The 19500-nt window shown below is 60.2% G+C and carries 20 protein-coding genes and 1 tRNA gene; 14 read left to right on the top strand and 7 right to left on the bottom strand.

Annotation, left to right across the window (positions count from 1 at the left end):
• The first annotated feature begins 179 nt into the window (after positions 1-179).
• Positions 180-1073, top strand: a complete 894-nt coding sequence (locus tag IB263_RS04685) for a sigma-70 family RNA polymerase sigma factor (RefSeq protein WP_113294585.1) — start codon at positions 180-182, stop codon at positions 1071-1073.
• 165 nt (positions 1074-1238) lie between these two features.
• On the top strand, positions 1239-1874 hold the full coding sequence (locus IB263_RS04680; RefSeq protein WP_089043836.1) for a flavodoxin family protein: 636 nt from the start codon (positions 1239-1241) through the stop codon (positions 1872-1874).
• 8 nt (positions 1875-1882) lie between these two features.
• Here the strand turns inward: IB263_RS04680 and IB263_RS04675 are convergent, their stop codons facing one another.
• Positions 1883-2362, bottom strand: coding sequence for a DUF6644 family protein (locus tag IB263_RS04675; RefSeq protein ID WP_113554604.1), 480 nt, complete (start codon positions 2360-2362; stop codon positions 1883-1885).
• The gene (locus IB263_RS04670) at positions 2359-2748 is read right to left on the bottom strand and encodes a DUF6152 family protein (RefSeq protein WP_034789195.1); all 390 of its coding nucleotides are present in this window, start codon (positions 2746-2748) and stop codon (positions 2359-2361) included. The genes IB263_RS04675 and IB263_RS04670 overlap by 4 nt, the downstream gene beginning before the upstream one ends.
• A 382-nt stretch (positions 2749-3130) precedes the next feature.
• On the opposite strand from IB263_RS04670, the gene IB263_RS04665 reads away from it, so the two are divergent.
• From IB263_RS04665 to cysN, 4 genes are all read left to right on the top strand, one after another.
• Positions 3131-5044, top strand: coding sequence for a methyl-accepting chemotaxis protein (locus IB263_RS04665; RefSeq protein ID WP_192437762.1), 1914 nt, complete (start codon positions 3131-3133; stop codon positions 5042-5044).
• A gap of 231 nt (positions 5045-5275) precedes the next feature.
• On the top strand, positions 5276-6034 hold the full coding sequence (locus IB263_RS04660) for a phosphoadenylyl-sulfate reductase (RefSeq protein WP_034789190.1): 759 nt from the start codon (positions 5276-5278) through the stop codon (positions 6032-6034).
• Between the two features lie 43 nt (positions 6035-6077).
• Complete coding sequence (gene cysD, locus IB263_RS04655) at positions 6078-7031, top strand: sulfate adenylyltransferase subunit CysD (RefSeq protein WP_192437759.1); 954 nt, start codon at positions 6078-6080, stop codon at positions 7029-7031.
• Complete coding sequence (gene cysN / locus IB263_RS04650) at positions 7031-8536, top strand: sulfate adenylyltransferase subunit CysN (RefSeq protein WP_034789186.1); 1506 nt, start codon at positions 7031-7033, stop codon at positions 8534-8536. The genes cysD and cysN overlap by 1 nt, the downstream gene beginning before the upstream one ends.
• 130 nt (positions 8537-8666) lie before the next feature.
• Here cysN and IB263_RS04645 read toward each other — a convergent pair whose 3' ends face one another.
• Complete coding sequence (locus IB263_RS04645) at positions 8667-8810, bottom strand: hypothetical protein (protein ID WP_192437757.1); 144 nt, start codon at positions 8808-8810, stop codon at positions 8667-8669.
• A 489-nt stretch (positions 8811-9299) separates the two neighbouring features.
• Between IB263_RS04645 and IB263_RS04640 the strand changes: the two genes are divergently transcribed.
• Entirely contained in the window at positions 9300-9479 is a 180-nt protein-coding gene (locus IB263_RS04640) for a hypothetical protein (protein ID WP_034789185.1), read from the top strand.
• Positions 9480-9547: 68 nt separating this feature from the next.
• Here IB263_RS04640 and IB263_RS04635 read toward each other — a convergent pair whose 3' ends face one another.
• Entirely contained in the window at positions 9548-10384 is an 837-nt protein-coding gene (locus IB263_RS04635; protein ID WP_192437755.1) for a glycosyltransferase family 8 protein, read from the bottom strand.
• 356 nt (positions 10385-10740) lie between these two features.
• On the bottom strand, positions 10741-11154 hold the full coding sequence (locus IB263_RS04630; RefSeq protein WP_034789415.1) for a hypothetical protein: 414 nt from the start codon (positions 11152-11154) through the stop codon (positions 10741-10743).
• A gap of 289 nt (positions 11155-11443) precedes the next feature.
• Here IB263_RS04630 and IB263_RS04625 point away from each other — a divergent pair, with 289 nt between their 5' ends.
• Complete coding sequence (locus IB263_RS04625) at positions 11444-12376, top strand: ribose-phosphate pyrophosphokinase (protein WP_210338200.1); 933 nt, start codon at positions 11444-11446, stop codon at positions 12374-12376.
• A gap of 210 nt (positions 12377-12586) precedes the next feature.
• On the opposite strand, the gene IB263_RS04620 is transcribed toward IB263_RS04625, so the two are convergent.
• Positions 12587-12663: transfer RNA gene (locus IB263_RS04620), tRNA-Pro, on the bottom strand.
• Between the two features lie 318 nt (positions 12664-12981).
• On the opposite strand from IB263_RS04620, the gene IB263_RS04615 reads away from it, so the two are divergent.
• Positions 12982-13419, top strand: coding sequence for a hypothetical protein (locus IB263_RS04615; protein ID WP_034801335.1), 438 nt, complete (start codon positions 12982-12984; stop codon positions 13417-13419).
• 62 nt (positions 13420-13481) lie between these two features.
• Here the strand turns inward: IB263_RS04615 and IB263_RS04610 are convergent, their stop codons facing one another.
• Positions 13482-13664, bottom strand: a complete 183-nt coding sequence (locus IB263_RS04610) for a YegP family protein (RefSeq protein WP_034801332.1) — start codon at positions 13662-13664, stop codon at positions 13482-13484.
• Between the two features lie 100 nt (positions 13665-13764).
• Between IB263_RS04610 and IB263_RS04605 the strand changes: the two genes are divergently transcribed.
• The 5 genes from IB263_RS04605 to IB263_RS04585 all read left to right on the top strand — a co-directional run bounded on the left by IB263_RS04605 (position 13765) and on the right by IB263_RS04585 (position 19497).
• The gene (locus tag IB263_RS04605) at positions 13765-15717 is read left to right on the top strand and encodes a site-specific integrase (RefSeq protein WP_246810955.1); all 1953 of its coding nucleotides are present in this window, start codon (positions 13765-13767) and stop codon (positions 15715-15717) included.
• Entirely contained in the window at positions 15718-16293 is a 576-nt protein-coding gene (locus IB263_RS04600) for a hypothetical protein (protein WP_192437753.1), read from the top strand.
• A 104-nt stretch (positions 16294-16397) separates the two neighbouring features.
• Positions 16398-17627, top strand: a complete 1230-nt coding sequence (locus IB263_RS04595) for a phage portal protein (protein WP_192437751.1) — start codon at positions 16398-16400, stop codon at positions 17625-17627.
• Positions 17624-17962: a gene transfer agent family protein gene (locus IB263_RS04590; protein ID WP_192437749.1), complete on the top strand. Its 339-nt coding sequence runs from the start codon at positions 17624-17626 to the stop codon at positions 17960-17962. Before IB263_RS04595 ends, IB263_RS04590 begins: the two co-directional genes overlap by 4 nt.
• Complete coding sequence (locus IB263_RS04585) at positions 17959-19497, top strand: phage major capsid protein (RefSeq protein WP_192437747.1); 1539 nt, start codon at positions 17959-17961, stop codon at positions 19495-19497. Before IB263_RS04590 ends, IB263_RS04585 begins: the two co-directional genes overlap by 4 nt.
• Positions 19498-19500 lie beyond the last annotated feature (3 nt).

The following is a 19500-nucleotide window of genomic DNA, read 5'->3' as shown; positions in this document are numbered from 1 at the left end:
GCATGTCACATTCGCCGGTGTTATCTTGTCTTGTCTTCTCGAGTGCTTGAGATGAAGGAGACGAAGATGACAGCGAACCCCGATCCGCATGGGACCGCCGCAGCGGTGATGCCATCATGGCCCCGTGTGCGCGCTAGCCATTTCGGGGCCGGCCGCGCCATATCGCAGCGGGGCGCGTGATGGCCGGGATGACCGACGAAGACGTCAGAACGACCTTCGGCGCGGTACGCCCGCGACTGATCCGCCTCGCCTATCGCATGCTGGGCTCCGTCAGCGAAGCCGAAGATGTCGTACAGGAAGCATTCCTGCGCTGGCTGAACGCCGACCGTGCGGCCGTCAAAGAACCATCGGCGTTTCTGGGCCGGATCGTGACACGCCTTTGCCTCAACCAGTTGAAGTCGGCACGGCGGCGGCGCGAAACCTACCTCGGGCCATGGCTGCCGGAACCGGTCGTCGAGCAGTGCGACGAACTAGACGACATTACCCTGCCTCTGATGATGGCACTGGAACGCCTGTCGCCGCTGGAACGAGCGGCCTTCCTGCTGCACGACGTCTTCGGTGTCAGCTTCGATGAAATCGGCGAGACGCTCGGCCGCAAGGCAGCAACCTGCCGTCAACTGGCCAGCCGTGCCCGTGTCAATGTCCGCGAGACCCGCCGGCGATTTGCGATGCCACGGGAACAGGGCATGGAAATCGCCGCCGCCTTCTTTGCCGCTTCCCGTGGCGGCGATTTGCACAAGCTTCGTTCGCTGCTTGCGACCGGCGCGATCGTCTATGCCGACGGCGGCGGCAAGACAGTGGCGCCAAGACGGCCGATCGTCGGAATAGACGAGGTGATAATGCTGCACGCCTCGCTGAGGCTGATCTTTGCCCGGGCGATGTCGCGGCTCGTGCGTTACGAGTTCATCAATGGGCTGCCTGGTTTTATCACCATCGAAGACGGGGTCCTGCAGACCACGGCGATCGAGATCGAGCGGGATCGAATCACCGTCATCTATGTCACGCGCAATCCGGACAAGCTAAAACACCTCCCAGAAGCGCTGACATATCTCGATGCTCCGGCCGTTCATTGAGCGACGGGTGACCGCGCCCTAACGATCGCGCTCCCGCGCACAGGCACCAGAGCCGACAGCTCTGCTGATCGCCCCTGCTCCAACCAAACTTAACCTGCCACGCGCCGAAGGCGCGTGCCTCTACTCGCACGGCAGGCCCAACACGAAACCATAGGAGACCAAACCATGAGCAACATATGCATTGCCGTCATCTACCACAGCGGATACGGGCACACGGCACGCCAGGCCAAGGCTGTTAAAGCCGGTATCGAGCGCGTCGACGGCGCACAAGGTCTGCTCCTAGCGGTTGAGGATGCACCGGCACGGTGGAACGATCTCCGCTCGGCCGAGGCGATCATTTTCGGCACGCCGACCTATGTCGGAGGCCAGTCAGCCGCGTTCAAGTCATTTCAGGAAGCGAGTTCCAGTGCCGTGATGGCCAAGGGCTACCTTTGGAAAAACAAGTTTGCTGCCGGTTTCACCAACTCGGGAACCGCCTCGGGCGATAAACTCGCGACGCTGATGCAACTTGCTCTCTTTGCTGCCCAGCATGGCATGCACTGGATCAACCTCGACCTACCACCGGCCAACCACTCGACCAAAGGATCACCTGACGATCTCAACCGGCTTGGCTTCTGGCTGGGCGCCGGCGCCCAGTCCTATGTCGACCAGGGCGCCGATCTGGCGCCGCCACCATCCGATCTTGAGACGGCAAGTCATCTCGGCCAACGCGTGGCCGAGACAACGCTGCAGTTCGTGCGAGGAAGAACGGTCGAACAGGAGCCTGCCCTTCCCGCGTGGAGAACGGCAGGCGAGCGATAGGATCAGCGTCAGAGAAAGCCGATCCAGCGGCCGGCGAGCAGAGCACCCAGCCATGTGACCAAGGAGGCAAGCGCCTGCGCACGCAGGCGCAACGCAACGGCTCCCCCTGCGCGCGCGACCGACCAGGCCGTACCCGCGCGGACCGACAGTGCATTGAGCATTCCGATTGCCAGCAGCGCGAGCTTGGTCAGAAACGCCGGATTGGCGAGATAGGCCGAAGGCCTGACGCTGAAGAGGCAAAAGCCGGTGACGATCGCCATCGCCAGGCCGATCGCAGCCGCTTGCGCCAGAAAGGGTCCAAGCACCGCGACGGGCGCATCACCGACAAGCCCGAGCAGCCTCAGATCAAGCGGTACGATCGCGCCGATGAGCAGGCCGATCGCGAGAATATGAGCCGCGTTGACCACGAGATAGAGGATCGCCGAGCGTCTGAGCGCCGCGCCCACCGGCCAGCCGGCGATCCACTCGACGAGCTCCGCGCCGCTCATCCACCGGCCCGGATGCGTTCCGGATAGATGTCATAGGTCTTGCCGGCGACCGTGATGCGCACCGCCTTCATGCGCTTTTCGTTCGGGTCGAGCGAACGGTTGCCGAGAACGATGATCTCGTCACCGGCCTTGGCCGATCCCTCGACAAAGCCTGAGCGCTCCGTCTGGCGGGGATTGCCGAGTTCGACGTGCCACATGCCATCCGTGGACGACTCCACCTGTAAGGTCGGATGCGGCGGCGCCATCGAGATCTCGCGGATGGTGCCCTTGAGCTCGATCTGGTCGGCCTCGGCCCAGGACCATCCGTGATGGGCATAGGCGCCGGTAACCAGAAGCCCCGTCAGGATGATTGCGACAACGCCACGGCGTGAAATGGCATTCAACATGTCCCTGCTCCTTCGCCTGTTTCGGAGAGGTGGCAGCTTGAACCCGAAGAGCGGTTTGCGAAAGGACGCGGTCTTCAACACTTCTTGAGCATCGCAGACAGCCACCGCCTATGGTTGCGATAATCTTGGGTTGCGCGAACTTTAATCAACAGCTTAAAATTTAGCCATTCTTAATCTCCGGTTGTTATGTCTATATGAGACGGAGTGAACGCTGGGCGAACATGCCATGACGGCAGTTTCGCCGCGTAATATCGCGTGCTCCATCCCATCATCGACATCACTCCCCTGCCAAGGCGAGCTCGCTTACCGATGCCTTTGCGGCCGTGCCCGCGGCCATCGGCCGAGGATGATTTGCCTTGCGGGCAACCGCGGAGCGTTATTCATGACAATCAAAGCACGCCTGCTCGTCTGTCTGTCCCTGCTCGCCGTCGCCATGCTGGTCATGATCGTTACGGCCTTCAGTGCGCTGACTTCCATCTCCAAACGCACCGAATCGATTGTCGTCGACCGGTTGCTGCCGGTCGACCACTTGAAGACGGTGTCCGACATGTATGCGGTCGAAATCGTCGACACGACCCATAAGGTCCGCAGCGGCGCCCTGGACTGGGCGGCCGGCGCAAAAGCGATCGACACGGCGCTTGCGACCATCGATACGCGCTGGCGCACCTACGAAGCCACACGGCTCACGCCGGAGGAAAAGACGCTGACCGAGATTTTCGACAGGGCGCGCATCGCAAGTGATGCGTCGATCCGCGATCTCGTGCAGATCATGCAGCGTCAGGACAAGGCCGAACTCGAACGCTTTGTCGATACCAAGCTCTACTCATCAGTCGATCCCCTCGCCGCGCCAATCAGCGACTTGATCAAGCTGCAGCTTTCCGAGGCTAACGGCGAGCTCGAAGCGGCGAATGCCGAGAAGGACAACCTGACACTCTGGCAAAGCGTGATTGCAGGCTTCGCCCTGCTCATGCTTGGCGCAACCGTCTGGTTCGTCATTGCCCGCCTGCTGCGCCCGCTGACGAGCCTGCGCGAAGCCATGCGCCAGCTTGCCGCCGGCAATCTCAAGGCACTGATCTTCGGCGAAGGTCGCCGCGACGAAATCGGCCAGATGGCCGGCGCTGTCGCCGTCTTCCGAGACAATGCGCTGGAACGCGAGCGGCTGGAGCAAGAGGCCGAAGCCGGTCGTTCGCTGTCGGAACGCGAGCGTGAACAGCGCGAGGCACAGAAGGCGAAAGAGGCGGCCGAGGTCCAGGCGGCAGTCAGCGCGCTCGGCTTTGGTCTCGATCGCCTTGCCGAAGGTGATCTGACCTTCCGCATCGACACGCCGCTTGCCGAACGGCTCGACGCGCTGCGAACCAACTTCAACAGCTCGGTCACCAACCTCGAAGAGGCACTGCGCTCGGTCGGGGAGAATGCCCGCAGCATCAATGCCGGCGCCAGCGAAATCCGCTCCGCCGCCGGCGACCTCTCCAAGCGCACGGAACAACAGGCCGCCTCGGTCGAGGAAACAGCAGCGGCACTCGACCAGATCGCCACCACCGTCGCCGATGCCAGCCGGCGCGCGGAAGAGGCGGGCACGCTCGTCACCCGCACCCGAGGTGCTGCGGAGAAATCCGGCGAAATCGTCGGCAATGCCGTCACCGCCATGAGCGGCATCGAAGCGTCGTCGCGGGAGATCTCCAGCATCATCGGCGTGATCGACGACATCGCCTTCCAGACGAACCTGCTGGCGCTCAACGCCGGCGTCGAGGCGGCCCGCGCCGGTGAGGCGGGCAAGGGTTTTGCCGTCGTCGCCCAGGAAGTGCGCGAGCTTGCCCAGCGCTCGGCGCAAGCCGCCAAGGAGATCAAGGTGCTGATCGCCACATCCGGCCAGCAGGTCAAATCCGGCGTCACCCTGGTGCGAGAGACCGGCGCGGCACTCGAAAGCATCATCGTCGAGGTCAAGGAGATCAGCAACCACGTGACGGCGATCGTCGAAAGCGCCCGCGAACAGGCAGCCGGCATCCAGCAGATCAATACGGCGGTGAATGCCATTGACCAGGGCACGCAGCAGAATGCGGCGATGGTTGAGCAATCGACCGCCGCCAGCCACAGCCTTGCCCGCGAGGCCGGCGCGCTCAACGACCTCCTGATGCGCTTCAGGACCGGCATCGGCTCTTCGGCAGGACCACGCCTCGTGGCAAGTGGTGCCACGGAAAGTGCAGCCCCCTCGCCCGCACGTGCGTTGACCCGCAAGCTCGCCGGCGCCTATCGCGGCGGCGCGCGACCACAGGAGGACGGCTGGGCGGAGTTCTGACGATCAGGCTTCGGCCGCAAAACAAGGAGACGCGAGCCGCAGGGTTCGCGTCTCCAGCTTTTGCCACATACAGTATTAAATCTAGTAAATTACTAGCCTATATTCGGTTTTTCGCTGCTTTTCGATCTGAGAGGCAGATTTGCTCCAAACAAACAGCATTAGAAACCGCTATTTCTGTCCATTGTCCTGTTCGGCTGCGATATTCCGCCCAAGTTGGAACAGGACGCAGCCATGACCACGTCATCCCTCGAAACCACCGCCAAGGCACTGAACGAGAGGCTCGAAAGCCTGGATCTCGCCGGACGGCTGGCGCTCGTTGCAAGCCTTGAAGGGCGGGCAGTCTTCACGACCTCGCTCGGCATCGAGGATCAGGTGATTACCGCCGCGATCGGCAAGAACAAGCTTGCCGTCGATGTCGTCACGCTTCAGACCGGTCGTCTCTTCGATGAGACCGCGGCGCTGATCGACAAGACGGAAGAAGCCTACGACATCCTGATCAAGCGCTACCATCCGGAAAAGGCCGACATTGACGCCTATGCGGCGCGCTACGGTCTCAACGGTTTCTATGAAAGCGTCGAAGCGCGACATGCCTGTTGCGACGTGCGCAAGCTGAAGCCGCTTGCGCGCGCACTCGAAGGAGCAAGCTTCTGGGTTACCGGGCTGCGCCGCGGCCAGTCGGGCAACCGTGCCTCCACGCCCTTTGCCGAGGCAGATGCCGAACGCGGCCTGATCAAGATCAATCCGCTGGCCGACTGGGACATCGAGACCATCAACAGCTACGTCGCCACGCACGCCGTTCCGGTCAACCCGCTGCACGCCCGCGGCTATCCGTCGATCGGCTGTGAGCCCTGCACCCGCGCCATCAAGCCCGGCGAGCCCGAGCGCGCCGGCCGCTGGTGGTGGGAGAACGACGAGAAGCGCGAATGTGGTCTGCATGTTCCCGAGGCCGCCGCAAGCTCCATCATCCCCAATTCGAGCAGCGCCGCCTGAGGCTGGCGCGCTCATCCGAAGACAAATCCTCCCGGAGACTGAAATGCCCCACATCCATCCGGAAACGGAACTGCATAATCCGCAGAGTGCCAAGCCGCCGCTCGATCCGCATCTGAAGGCGCTGGAAAACGAAGCGATCCACATCTTCCGCGAAGTGGCCGCCGAGTTCGAGCGCCCGGTCATGCTTTATTCGATCGGCAAGGATTCCTCGGTTCTCTTGCATCTGGCGCGCAAGGCCTTCTATCCCGGCCGCGTTCCCTTCCCGCTGCTGCACGTCAACACCGGCTGGAAATTCGCCGGAATGATCGCGTTCCGCAACGAGATCGTCGAGCGCTACGACCTTGACCTGATCGAGCACGTCAATCCGCGCGGTGCCGCCGAGAACGTCACGCCGTTCACCCACGGTTCGGCGCTTTATACGGACATCATGAAGACCGAGGCGCTGCGCCAGGCGCTCGACGCCGGCCAGTTCGATGCTGCCTTCGGCGGCGCGCGTCGCGACGAAGAGGCGAGCCGCGCCAAGGAGCGCATCTACTCCTTCCGCACGCCCGACCACCGCTGGGACCCGCGCAACCAGCGTCCGGAACTCTGGAACGTCTACAACGGCATGATCCGCAAGGGCGAGAGCGTGCGCGCCTTCCCGCTGTCCAACTGGACCGAGGTCGATATCTGGCGCTACATCCAGGCCGAAGACATTCCGATCGTACCGCTCTACTTTGCTGAAAAGCGCCCGATCGTCGAACGCGACGGCATGATGATCCTCGCCGAAGACCCGCGCCTCGAACTTTTGCCTGGCGAGACCAAGCGCGAAGAAGTCATCCGCTTCCGCACGCTCGGCTGCTTCCCGCTGACCGGCGCCATCCGTTCGACCGCGACGACGCTCGACGACATCATCTCCGAACTCGAAACCGCGACCGTTTCCGAACGCCAGGGCCGCGCCATCGACCGTGACCAATCCGGCTCGATGGAAAAGAAGAAGCGCGAAGGATATTTCTGATGACCGCACCCGCAACCGCGAATGCCGTCGAGCACGTTGCAGCTGGCGAAGTTCTCGCTTTCCCGGCGCAGGAGCCGGCGCGCGCCACCCGTGACAGCCGTCCCCTTCGGCTCATCACCTGCGGCTCGGTCGACGACGGCAAGTCGACACTGATCGGCCGCCTGCTCTGGGACACCAAGGCGGTCAAGGAAGACCAGGCAGCGACGCTTCAGCGCGATTCCAAAGGCAAGCAGAACGATCTTGGCCTTCCCGATTTCGCGCTGCTGCTCGACGGGCTGCAGGCCGAGCGCGAACAGGGCATCACCATTGATGTCGCCTATCGCTACTTCTCGACCGACAAGCGCTCGTTCATCGTCGCCGACACGCCCGGTCATGAGCAATATACCCGCAACATGGCGACCGGCGCCTCGACCGCCGACCTCGCCGTGCTGCTCGTCGACGCCCGCGTCGGACTGCTCGAACAGACCCGCCGGCATGCGACGATCGCGACGCTGATGGGCATCAAGCAGTTCGTGCTGGCGGTCAACAAGATCGACCTCACCGACTACGACCGCGCCCGTTTCGAAGAGATCAGCCACGAGTTCCGCGAGCTGGCGCTGTCGCTTGGCGTGCGCCAGGTCATCGCCATCCCGGTCTCGGCGCTAAAGGGCGAGAACGTCGTCTACGACGGCCGCGCCTCGATGCCCTGGTATGACGGCCCGACGCTGATCGAGGTACTGGAGCTGGCAACCACCCGTTCGGCCCAGACCGTTGGTTTCCGCCTGCCTGTGCAGCGCGTCTCGCGGCCCGGCGAAAGCTTCCGCGGCTATCAGGGCACGGTTGCCGGCGGCTCCGTGAAGCCCGGCGACAGTGTTGTCATCCTGCCCTCGGGCATGGTTGCCAACGTCACCAAGATCGTCACCTTCGATCTCGTGCGCAACGCAGCGGTCGCCGGCGACGCGATCACGCTCGTGCTCGACCGCCAGGTTGACGTCTCGCGCGGCGACATGATCGTCGCGATCGACAGCCAGCCGCTGACCGGTCTTTCCTTCGACGCCCAGCTCGTCGCGCTGCAGGCCGAAGGCATCCAGCCCGGCAAGCGCTACTGGCTGAAGAGTGGCAGCCGACGCCAGCGCGTCCAGGTGCAGCCGGCAAGCCAGCTTGACCTCCAGACCGGTAAGTGGAACCAGGCCGATCAGCTGCCGATGAACGCTATCGGCAAGGTGCATCTCGCCTTCGACGAGCAGGCGATCTTCGACACCTACGAGCAGAACCGCACCACCGGCGCGTTCATCCTGATCGATCCGGACACCAACAACACGGTGGCGGGCGGCATGATCACCGCCAAGCGCTCGGCGCTCGGCGGCATCCACACGGAAGACGCCCGCGTCATCCTCTCGCTGCCGGCCGACCTTGCCGACCAGCTGATGGCGACCGAACTTTTCGCCGGTCGCCGCGAGGAAGCCGAAGTCCGCCGCGTCTCCGCCGGCAGGGCCGTGGAGATCATCGACGACATCGACGGGTGAGCGACATCACACGCAGCAAAAAGGGGCCGGAGCGGCCCCTTTTTATTTTGCATGGACGGCTGAGAACCAGTGGTGATCGCCGTGGACGCATTTCGACAGCTTGCCGGAGGCGCAACTCCGCAGGCATCCATCAAAGCTGCTGCTCGATCGTAGGAAGAGTGATCGTCAGCGGCGCAGGATCGGCGTGCTGCCAAAGCTGGTAGCCGACGACGCTGCCAAGAATAGCGGACCAAATGGCGATCTCGCGAAAGGTAAAAATTGGTTCCTTCAACATCTGAGCCTCTCGGGCAAAAACAAGTGTTGATGGAAATATCGCCCCGATTGTTCACACTGATAAGACACCAATCTGCGAACACGTCGTTTCCATGTGAACAATAAACGGCCTGCGTCGGCGCCGCGATCGCCGAGGTCAAGGTTCCGTTGCGGCGTTATCAAGCCGGAGAGGCGTTGCGTCAAAATGAAACAACGCTGGTAATCGCTTCACCATGGCGCAAGCCTCGCGCGATCACGACTATCAATCCAACGCCGCATTCGTAACTTGGCGCGTCGATCATGAGGATCGATAGGGCTGTTTCACCGTTTCCGAACGCCGTGGGACAGTCCGCCTGACCATGGACGAATGAAAACGGACGCGACGTTCGCCTTCACCCCTCGCCCGGAACATTTGCATCGACGGTCGCGCACCCTGCGGTGGACATAACCGCTCTCCTCGGCGTATCTGGGCGGCCTTGGCGCAAGAATGCCGAATCAGGGAGACGACAGGGTGAGCACCGACAAGCAACCGGAAACCACCGTAAAGGTCGAGAAACGCATCAACGGCAAATGGTGCTTCGTCATCAAGTTCCGCGGCGTCACCTACCCCGCCCAAGGCAACTTCACGTCGATGCTGGAGGCGCAGGCCGCCGCGCAATCCGTGCTGAACGGCCTGGAAAAGCGGGGCTGACCGAGCGCATGGCTGGCGGCGGTGCTATGCGGCCCGCGCCGCACTGCCCCTACACAAGTCAGGCGCAGCTACCGAGCAAACGCCGAGAGCCACTGCCACTTCTTTCTGATCGATAGCAGCAGCGTGCGAATGCGCCGGTCGCGATTTGTGATTAGTCGCGCCGAACGCCAGGGCGTCTGTTTCCGGTACTCCAGAAACGTCGCCTTCTCCGGGTGCTCGCATTCTTTCGTGTTCGGCTTGGCGTGAGTGAAGTGCACGATGGAAGCTTGAGAATAGTCTTCCCACCCCTTCTGCGCATTCCAGTGGCCGGGGAGATGAACGAAACTCCCTTCGGTCGTAAGGTTCAGTACGTCCTGATCCAAGAAGTCGAACGAACGCGCCTGAAGCAGCCTGGCAATGCGAGCGGTATAGTCCTGCGCGTTCCAGGCATCGATATCGACCAGCAGGACTCCCGCGTTGAAGTAGGGTGTGTTCGCCTCTCGGCCGAGCGACGGATTGAAACGCGTCGGGTCATCATAGGGAACGGCTGCAACGGCCCTGCCTTCAAACGACAGATCGGCCAGTGGTGCCAGGCTCTTTTTGATCAGCGTGTCAGCGTCCAGGTAGAGCAGACGGTCGTGCCGGTCGGCTAGCAATTCCGGCAGATACAGTCGAGCGTAGGTAGCGCGGCTCCAGTAGCTCGTCGTCTTCAGGCCTGAGATTTTTGAGAGAATGTCGCCTTCGACATCGATGAAGCACAGCTTCCGTTTGGCACAGGCTTGCAGCATTTCCTTGTCGGACACCCGCAGCCCGTCACCTAGGATAAAGACCTGCGCATCTGGAATGCCACCGTTCTTTTCGAGCGAGTAAAGCATGACACCCGCGAGTTCCGCGAAGCGCCTGTCGATCGAGCATGCAACAATCATTTAAAGTCAATTTCAGCAATGCAACGCGCAGCCACAGGGCCGCATGCAGTGTCCAGGCCAAAAGCAAGATCTCGCTCGACCGCACATACCGGTAGACGCTTTGATTGCTTTCATTTGAAATGGCGTGACCCTCGCCAAGCGAGGGCCACGCTCATGGTGTCGCGCAATATGCGACGGAAGTATGAATGAAATTAATAGGTCATCTCTTACCCGAAAACACGCGGATGCACTGGTGTGCTTCTCTTCATGGCGAATGACTTCGCACACCATGCTTCCGCGTCAAGTGGGCAGAGCAGATAATAGTTGTTTGTCCGCAGAATCTCGCGCAGATCGTGTAAAAGACCTGCGCGCGGCACCTATTCGGTCGCGGACCGGATGATGTTGCAAAGGCCTTCCTGCACCACCTGCTTGGTGGCCACCTGCCCCACCTGAATATCAAACATCGCATCAACCCGCGTGCCTGAACCGCGCTTGCGGGCGACGACTCGCAATGTCTGCAGCCGCCCGGAGCCTGCCGTATCCTGGTAAGCTTCGATGGTTCCGAGTGCCTTGTTGATCTCGATCCCGGAAAAGCCTTCCGCCGCGACGCCCCGCGCCATCCGCTGCAGAGCGGTCTCGGGCTTCAGCTTCGGGAACTCCTGCCAGGTCTTATAGAAAACAGGCGTCACCAGCGGAACGCCGCTCGCCTTGAAATTCTTCTCGCAGCTCTGCGCCGCCGCCACCGAATGGCCGGCCACCAGCAGAACCGTCGCAATGGATAGATGCTTGATCGACATTCCCGTTCCCCGTCGTCCGTGATCGAATGGCGGGAACCTAGAGGCTTCGCCCGCATGCCGACAGAGCAACCCCGTTGCGAATACACCTCTATTCGACCAACGGCTTTTAAGCGGCGACGAACGGCATTTGCGCAGACATTAAGGCACCGGAGTGCAGCGTCGCGAACAGCCATCTCAAACAACCCCAAACCGGTTGCGTCACAAAAATGTGCAGCACTGGTTGTGAATCCACCGGCGAGGCTCTAAAGCTGCCTCAAAGGCTCCCTGTAACAGGATTGCGCTCATGAAGCTGGTGACCGGTAACTCCAACCGCGCCCTTGCCGAAGCCATTGCCAGATATCTCAATCTTCCCCTCACGGACTGTACGGTCGGGCGCTTCGCCGACCAGGAAGTCAACGTTCAACTTCACGAGAACGTGCGCGGCGAGGATGTCTATATCCTCCAGTCGACCAGTGCTCCTGCCGACGGCAACCTCATGGAACTGTTGATCCTGACCGATGCGCTGCGCCGTTCGTCTGCGCGCCGGATCACCGCCGTCATCCCCTATTTCGGCTATGCCCGTCAGGACCGCCGCGCCACCGGCCGCACACCGATTTCGGCGAAGCTGGTCGCCAACATGATCGCCGGCGCGGGTGTTAATCGCGTTATGACGCTCGATCTGCATACAGACCAGATTCAGGGCTTTTTCGATATCCCGACCGACAACCTTTATTCGGCGCCGGTGACGACCCGCGACATCAAAGAGCGCTACGACGTCGGGAATCTCATGATCGTTTCGCCTGACGCCGGCGGCGTGGCGCGGGCTCGCGGCATCGCCAAGCGCATTGGCACCGATCTTGCGATCGTCGACAAGAGGCGCCCCCGCGCCGGCGTGTCGGAGGTCATGAACATCATTGGTGACGTCTTCGGGAAGACCTGCCTCTTGATCGACGACATCATCGATAGCGGCGGGACCTTGATCAATGCGGCTGACGCCTTGCTGGAAGCGGGCGCCAGAGAGGTCTCGGCATACATCACCCACGGCGTGCTTTCCGAGGGGGCTTGCGAGCGTATTGGCGCCAGCAACCTCAGGGAACTGGTGCTGACCGATTCCATTCAAGACACCGAAGCGCAACGCCAGACCGCCAACATCCGCCGCGTCACCGTCGCGCCGCTGCTCGGAGAAGCCCTTGCCCGAACCGCGCGAGAGCAAAGCGTTTCAAGCCTTTTCGACTGAACCACGCGAACAGTGCAAAGCCGTTTCGATTGAGCCAGGCGGCGTTTGCCGGTGAGAAAAGAACGTAATCCGCCCGCTCATCCGAAAAGACCACAGCGTCACGCGGCGCAAGATACAAATGCATTATAGAAGTGATGATTGAAGCAGTCCGCAGTCGATCCGCGCTTTGGCGCATATTTCGGGAAAGATCGGCTAAGCGGTTGATTTGGCTGGTCGGAGTGGCAAGATTCGAACTTGCGACCCCCACGTCCCGAACGTGGTGCGCTACCAGACTGCGCTACACTCCGTGACCAGCGGCGCCTCTATAGAACAGGCATTTTGATTTCACAAGCGCCTATCTCGAAAAACATTGCGCCTTTTCCAAAAAAATCGTGACGGTGGAAAACGTAGGCGCAAAATGGCCCTGGTCAGCACCAACGGCGCCCCGGAGATGCGCGTGATAGGGACTTTCTGCAACGCTTCATAATTTCCTGGAACCGGAACCGCTGCGTGCATTTCCTTTCGTCTCTTTTGGCGCTAGAGGCTCAACGGAAAGCGCGGAAAGCCAGGGGATACGGGCTTCCGTGCCATGCCGATTTCAGAACGAGAGCCAAAGGGGCAGAAACATGAACTTCCGCATGATGACGGTGGCGGGCCTCGCGCTCGTGCTCGCCGGCTGCACGACGACCGGGACGGGGATTTCCAGGAATGCAGTCGAAGCCCGTTGGCTCGGCCAGCCGGCCGGCGGCTTCTTCGCCCAGTACGGTCCGCCGATCTCCGACGTCGAAAGCGGCAGCTCCACGGTCTATAGCTGGAAGGGCGGCTACAAGACCCGCAAGATCCCGGCGCAGTACGAAACCACCAAGGACGGCAAGCGCGGCAAGCGCATTTCCTCGGCGCGCACCGAGTATCTGAGCTGCGCGGTGCAACTGACCGTCTCGTCCGACTACGTCATCCGCTCGATCCACATTGCCGGCGACCGCAAGCGTGCCGAAGGTCCGAGCTGGTGCGAAGAGTTCCTCGGCGCCCCGGCCCAGACCAAGCCGGCGGCAACTGCAGGCTAAATCAACAAACAAAAAACCCGCCGGTGAAAATGGGCGGGTTTTTCTAGGGGATTGCGTCGAACTCAGCCGGCGCTGTTGTCCTCGACGGGCGCGTCGGGACCGTTCTTCTTGATCGAGTCGATGGCGTTCTGCGCGCTGGCCTTGGTCTTGTAGCCCTCGGTCGAGAACATCACTTCGCTGTTGTACTTGAAGCGAACACGGAACTCGCCAGCTTTGTCTTTGTAGATTTCGAATTTGTGAGCCATCTTCTCCCTCACACATGTTGGAATCAACGAAACTAGCGTGTCAGTTGCAAGATGACTTGACAAGAGTGCATGCAATCCGGCGCGCGCGATCGCCCGACCAATGGATCAACTGACTGGAAAAATGTGGCTGGGGCGCCAGGACAGTAATCCAAGTTTTCCTAAACGCCTGAAATCAAATAACCAATTGCAAATAAATGCCTTTCTAGCTAGAAACTGTTCCGGTTTAGTGTTCCGGTTTAGTGAGGCGGAAGGCATGGCGAGACAGGCGAAACTGCAGCGGCGTGGAACGAGCGGCGTCTATTACGCCCGCGTCTATATCCCCGTTGACCTCATGGAGCACTTCGGCGTCGAAGATAAGAAGGTTTCACTTCGCACCAGAGACGAAGCTACGGCCAAAGTGCTGTTCAATCGTGAGAAGGTGAAATGGGATGAAATCTTCCGGGATGCCCGTAACCGGCGCGACATCACTGCCGACGACAAAGCCCATGCAACGTGGCAACACTACGAAGCTACGCTTGAACGCGACGAACAGGGGCGCCAGCACCTTCCCACCAAAGCCGACATTAACGTCGCGATGGCGCGCGCGATCGATCAGGCGAATGTCGCGGGTATCGACACCGGCAGCAAGCTAGCGCTTATGGATGCTGGCCTTGAGGTGATGGTGCTCAAGGCCCAGAGCGAACATGAGGCAAACGCCCGGCAGGTAAAACTTGAGCACTTACAGCGCCATCTTCGAGACGGCGAAACCGCGCTTATTGATCATGAGGTTGCGGACTACGCCGCACGAAACCGCTTACTCATGGATGAGAACCACCCCGAGTGGAAGGATACTGCGCGGCGAATGATCCGCGCCGAGATTGAAGCCCTGAAGCGCGGCATCGAGCGAGACGCGGGCGACTATTCCGGCACTCCGTCCGACCCCATCGTAAAGCCAGCGACCGGCAAGGCGCGCGAGACAGCAGCACCCGGCGAAAGCATTATGGAGCTATTCGCGATCTACGAACGCGAGAACCCAAAGAACATCACCGCCGACACGCTCAATCAAGCCCGCCGCGACATCGGCACCTTTGTTGAGCACGTAGGCAGCACCTGCCCGGTGCACCGCGTTGATAAGAAGGCCGTGCGTGAGTGGAAAGCCCTCTTGATGAAGTATCCGGTCAAGGCGACCGAGACGAAAGCATTCACTGGAATGACGTTGCCGCAGATCGTGAAGCACAACGAGGAAGTCGGTAAACCGACGCTCACCCCGCGCACCGTCAACCGCTATCTTTCGAGTCTAGGCGCGTTCTGCAATTGGCTTGTCAATCACGGATACCTCGACCAGAACCCCACCGATGGCATGTCCTTGGCGAAGGAGAAGAAGAAAAGCACCCTTCCCTTCACGACCGATCAAATGAACACCCTGTTCAAGTCGCCGCTCTTTACCGGATGCCAGAGCCCTGACGAGTGGCGAAACATCGCGAAGCCCGGCAACGTGAAAATTCGGGATCATCGCTATTGGGTGCCATTGATCATGCTCTATTCCGGCGCGCGGCCGGCAGAGATTGCGCAGCTTTCAGTGTCCGACGTTCGGCGAGAGCACGGCCATTGGATCATGCATATCACGACGTTGGGCGACGACAGTAAGAGCGTGAAGACTGAAGGCTCCATGCGCGTCGTTCCGGTTCATGCCGAACTAGTCAAGCTGGGCTTCCTCGATTATCACGCCGGTATGAAGAAGGCCGGACAGCCCCGCCTCTTCCCGCTGGCAGAACGCAACTCGCGCGGCCAGATGATTGCGGATTTCTCCCGCGAGTTTGGACGCTACCTTATCCGCCTCGGCATGAAGACCGGGCGCGGCCTATCCCTCTACAGCTTTCGGCATGGCGCGGCAGATGCCCTTCGGCGCGCCGGGCATCTAGATGAGAATTTCGGCTTTATCCTCGGCCATACGAAAGCCAGCACGACCGGGATATACGGCATCCTACCGCAAGGAATGCTTGAGCAGCGCGTGGAACTTGTGAACTCCATTCGCTATCTAAACTTGAGCCTCAATCATCTCTGCGAGCCCTAAATGGAAAACCCATACTGGCATCCATTCTATAAGCCCCACCCGATCGATTTCGATGATATCCGTGAGAACTGCTTTAAGTCGTTTTGCATATTGAAAGCCAGCTCTGCGCTGGAAGGGACGGCGCCGGAAGGAATTGGCGAGCCGACACACAAACACTTCTTTCAGAATGCTGAAGCTAAATTGAGTAGTCATCTACTTGATATCGCAATACGCATGCGAACATTGGAAGATATACTTAAAAATCATAGGCTTTCTGGCATGTATGGTAGCTTCATCGAGACTATATCAGACAAGTATAATCTAGGAAATATTTACAATGGCGGAGATGTTGGCGACTCTAAGGACATTACATTTAGAGAGGCTTGTAACAAGATCATTCACGCCGAAGATTTGCGCTATGTATATGACAATGGCTCCAATGACAGAGATGGCGACTTTGCGTGGGGGATGACTGGCGTTCTCGAAATGTCCGGAAAAATCCAGTCCAAAAACTGGGAGGTTTGGCTTTCATTGGAGGATTTTCTATCAATGTGCTTGGAGATTGCAGACCGATTTGATGTCGCCGATCCAGATTGATGAGTTAGGATAATTCCCTTTTTAGGAATATTTTCACCTCCGGGGATTCACACTGGATTCCGACCATGAGACAATAGTTTCCAGATTAATTTTGGGAACTAAGAATGAAATTCGCCTCTGCTATTTCAAATGTTAGGAAAGCCATCGGCTTTACAGTAGAAAAGAAGGCGTATTCTCTTTCTGATTCAGCAATTGATGAACTGTTCGGCGTCAGAGCTACTTACTCTGGCGTAAACGTGAATGGAAAATCTGCACTCTACGTGCCGGCAGTTCTTCAGGCCGTGCGCCTTATCTCTGAAACCATCGGCTCACTTCCTTGCAAGGTCTATCGGGAAACAGCAGACGGCAAGGAAGCGGCCAAGGATCATTCCGCCTATCGGATCGTCCACCGCCGCGCTAACGAATACACGGGCGCGGGCGAGCTTCGAACCCGCCTGACTGCCGACGCGCTCATTCACGGCAACGGCTTTGCCCGCGTCATTCCCTATGATGACGGACGGCCTTACGCGCTGGACTATCTTGAGCCGCGTTCCGTCACGATCCTAAAGGATAAGCTGACCGGTGCACCGGTCTACCGCGTAGCTGAAGAAGCCGGCACCCGCGATTATCACTTCTCCGAAATCCTTCACATTCCGTCTTTCCTTGGCACGTCGCCGATTGCCTTCGGAAAGGAGGCTGTCGGCCTCGCCGCGATCCTTGAGCGGGACGCCGCCGAACTCTTCAGCGGCGGGCGCCGACCGTCAGTCATTATCACGTCCGACGAGCGTATCCCCGAAAACGATGCAGGCGCGAATAGGTTCTTAAATATCCTCAAGGACTACAGGCGCTGGCAAAGCAATCCCAAAGAGCCGCTTATTCTGCCCCCGAAGATGGGCGTGCAAACGCCGGCCATGACCTCGACGGACGCGCAGTTCATTGAAAACCGCACGTTCCAGCTTGCCGAAATCGCCCGCATTTTTGGCGTCCCACCGCACCTGATTTTTGACCTCAACCGGGCGACCTGGGGCAACGCCGAGACGATGGGAGCAAGCTTCCTTCAGCTTTGCCTTCGCCCCTGGCTGGACCGCTGGACTGACGCCCTCACGACCGTCCTTCTTAATGAGGACGAACAGGACAGCCACTATTTCGAGTTTGTGACCGACGACCTAATGCGCGCCGACGCGGCCAGCCGCACGGCGAACATGACCGCGCTCGTCACGAACCGGATCATGACCCCGAACGAAGTCCGGGCGATCCTCAACCTTCAACCGCTTGCGGGCGGCGATGAACTCACCAATCCGCACACAACCAGCAACGCCGCGCCGATCACGGCCCCGGCGAAGGATGCCGCATGATCGAACATTCCGCTTTCTTCGGCGACGGCGAAAAGGCTTTCGCTTTCCCGACCCACGAACTTATCGAAGAACTTGAGCGCAAGACCGGCCACGGCGTCGGCGCTCTGTTCCGGCGATTCCGCGCGTCCGACTATTCTCTGTCCGACGTGCTTCAGGTTGTCCGGCTCGGCCTGATCGGCGGCGGCAGCACGCCCGCCGAAGCAGACCAGCTTGTTTCTGTCTATGGCGTGGGCCGTCCGCTCGCAGAAGTCTTCGCCATCGCCGATGGCGTCATCACGGCCCTCTTCTTTGGCGTCGAAGCCGTCAATGACGCGCTTCAGCAGGTCGCCGAATGAAGAACGACAATGTGCTTCTGAAGGCCAAAATCTCCGCAGACGACGCGGGCACCGTGTCGGGCATCGCTTGGCCCTTCGATGGGCCGGACAGCGAAGGCGACATCATCAACAAGGGCGCGTTCGCGTTCGCCCCTGACGTGCCGATGTTCATCGAGCATGACGGGCGGCAGGCCGTAGGTGTCTGGAAGTCCTACCGCGAAACCGAAGCTGGCCTTGAAGTCACCGGACGCCTGTTCATCGAAGCCAGCGCCCCGGCCCGTGAAGCTCACCGCCTTCTTCGCAAGGGCGTCATTGCCGGCCTTTCGATCTCCGGTCCCATCACCGGAAGCGAACCCCTGCCTACGGGCGGGCGGAACATTCACGGCGTCGTCGTGAATGAAATCTCCTTATGCAAGCGCCCCGTCAATTCCGGCGCTCGTGTCACCCTCGTTAAGTCCATCACCGAAGGAAAACATATGGAAAACGAACTTGAGAATGCGCCGGAAGCGAATGCTGACCCGGTTATCAGCGCTGCCGAACTGAAGGCGCTGAAGGATGATATGAAGGTCATCAAGGCGAGGCTCAGCCGCCCGACACCGGCGAACAACAACCAGCCGGAAGCGCAGAACGACAACGCCCGCAAAGCGTTCGCTCAGTATCTCCGCACCGGCATTGAAGGTGCGCCGGAAACCGTTCGCAAGGCGCTGACTGTCGCCAGCGACGCGCCCGGCTACGTTCTCGCCCCGGAAGAAACCAGCGGCGAATTCATCCGCAACCTTGTTGAGTTCTCGCCCGTTCGCGGCATCGCTGACGTTCGTTCGACAGGCTCGCATACCGTTATCCTGCCGAAGCGCCTGACCGTCACGAACGCGAAGTGGAAGGGCGAAGCCGTCGCTTCCGAAACGTCCGAACCGACCTTCGATCAGATGGAATTCGGCGTGAAGGAAATGACCACGCACGTTGACGTTGGCAACTGGCTTCTGGAAGACGCGAGCCACGATGTCGAGGCTGAAATCCGCCTCGCGCTTGCCGAAGACTTCGGCGCGAAGGAAGGTCTCGCGTTCGTCAAGGGCAGCGCGGCAGTCGAGCCGAAAGGCTTCATGGCTGAAACTGGTCTCGCCGAGACCTTGAACGGCCACGCCGCGAACCTTTCCGCCGACGCCCTGATCACCCTCATGTATTCCCTGCCGGGCGTCTACCGGAACCGTGGAACGTGGGCCATGAACGGCACCACGCTTGCCGCAGTTCGCAAGCTGAAGGATGGACAGGGCAACTACCTCTGGCAGCCGTCCTATCAGGCCGGCCAGCCCGAAACGATCCTTGGCCGTCCGGTTGTCGAGCTTCTCGACATGCCTGATATCGCGGCAAACGCCTTCCCGATCATCTTCGGCGACTTCAAGGCCGGCTATCGCATCTATGACCGCATTGAACTTCAGGTTCGCCCGAACCCGTATCTTCTGGCGACCGAAGGCATGATCCGGTTCCACGCTCGCCGTCGTGTCGGCGCTGGCGTTGCCCGCAAGGACGTCTTCCGCAAGCTGAAGATGGCCGCTTAATCC

The organism is Ensifer sp. ENS03, assembly GCF_014852035.1.
GTDB classification, from domain to species: domain Bacteria; phylum Pseudomonadota; class Alphaproteobacteria; order Rhizobiales; family Rhizobiaceae; genus Ensifer; species Ensifer adhaerens.
This window is presented reverse-complemented; position numbering and strand designations above follow the sequence as displayed.